Source organism: Mesorhizobium sp. CCNWLY176 (genome assembly GCF_037153935.1).
Lineage (GTDB): Bacteria > Pseudomonadota > Alphaproteobacteria > Rhizobiales > Rhizobiaceae > Mesorhizobium_M > Mesorhizobium_M zhangyense.
The window spans coordinates 1-712 of the sequence record NZ_JBBBDZ010000041.1 but is presented as its reverse complement, the minus strand read 5'-3'; the positions used below and the strand labels follow the sequence as shown (position 1 = coordinate 712).

General features: G+C 60.7%; 2 protein-coding genes. One reads left to right on the top strand and one right to left on the bottom strand.

Annotated features, from left to right (window positions below):
• A partial coding sequence (locus tag WBQ96_RS28255; RefSeq protein ID WP_336556347.1) for a dihydroxy-acid dehydratase domain-containing protein occupies positions 1-425 on the bottom strand: 425 nt, incomplete at its 3' end.
• Positions 426-594: 169 nt separating this feature from the next.
• Here WBQ96_RS28255 and WBQ96_RS28250 point away from each other — a divergent pair.
• Positions 595-712 (top strand): hypothetical protein (locus tag WBQ96_RS28250; protein WP_336556348.1); only part of this gene is annotated, 118 nt, incomplete at its 3' end.

The window sequence follows — 712 nt, the reverse complement described above, 5'->3', positions numbered from 1 at the left end:
GTGGCGGCGGCCATCAGCATGGCCGGGGTGGTCTTGTCGCAGCCAATGGTCAGCACCACGCCGTCGAGCGGATAGCCATAAAGCAACTCGACGAGAGCGAGATAGGCAAGGTTGCGGTCGAGCGCGGCGGTGGGCCGCTTGCCTGTCTCTTGGATCGGGTGGACCGGGAATTCCAGCGGCACGCCGCCGGCGGCCACGATACCGTCGCGCACGCGCTTGGCGAGCTCGATATGATGCCGATTGCAAGGTGACAGGTCCGAGCCCGTCTGGGCGATGCCGATAAGCGGCTTTCCGGACTGCAGTTCTTCGCGGGTCAGCCCATAGTTCAGATAGCGTTCGAGGTAGAGCGCCGTCATGCCGGGATTGTCCGGATTGTCGAACCACTCGCGCGAGCGCAGCCGCTTCGCATCATTGATCTTGGACATTTACACCTCCCAGAACCGCAGTTTGGACATCGATATGGCATCGGCAATTGTCGGACAAGTACCCTCAGTCATAAATGTGGACAAATTGCCCATTTTGTGGATTGTAGTAAGATCTGAACGATAAAGCAGGCGCGCAGATGCGCCGCGTGCCGGGGAGGGGTAGCCAAACGTGAGCCAGATCATCTTCATTCCCGCCGAGGGCGGCTCGGGCGAGCCGCGCGTTGCGGCGTCTCCCGATACGGTGAAACGGCTTACTGCGCTCGGCTTCGACATCATTGTCGAGACTG